This is a genomic window from Photobacterium sp. R1, assembly GCF_054600795.1.
The window spans coordinates 1-361 of record NZ_BAAHZP010000227.1 but is presented as its reverse complement, the minus strand read 5'-3'; the positions used below and the strand labels follow the sequence as shown (position 1 = coordinate 361).

At 50.7% G+C, this 361-nt stretch carries 1 protein-coding gene; it reads right to left on the bottom strand.

Annotated features, from left to right (window positions below; translation table 11 throughout):
• Positions 1-361: hypothetical protein (locus tag ACYP03_RS24785; RefSeq protein ID WP_459782495.1), on the bottom strand; the 361-nt coding region annotated here is incomplete at both ends.

Genomic DNA, 361 nt, shown 5'->3' with positions numbered 1-361 from the left:
CGGACGCGACCTGTTCAGTAATCACATATCCGGGCAACCATTCATTTGCCCGTTGTTCTAAGCTGGCACGATCTGCCTGCTCCACTTCGGGAATCCATTCCAGGGCAGTGATCGCCGGAAAACGGGCAAGAATTTTATCTGTCAGTGCCGTGAAACCCTTCGCATCCGGAATGCCATTAGTGTCCAGGTTAAGCTGCAGGGTATAAAGCGCTTCAAAGTGGCTGTTCATCGCCTGAATAAAGGCGTGCGAAGCTTCCGTTACATCCGATTCAAATTCCTGCTGAATGCGGCGGGTTTCCAGATGAGAGAAGAAAAGCAGCATCACAACCGACAATAACAACCCGGCAAACAAGAGTAAGCC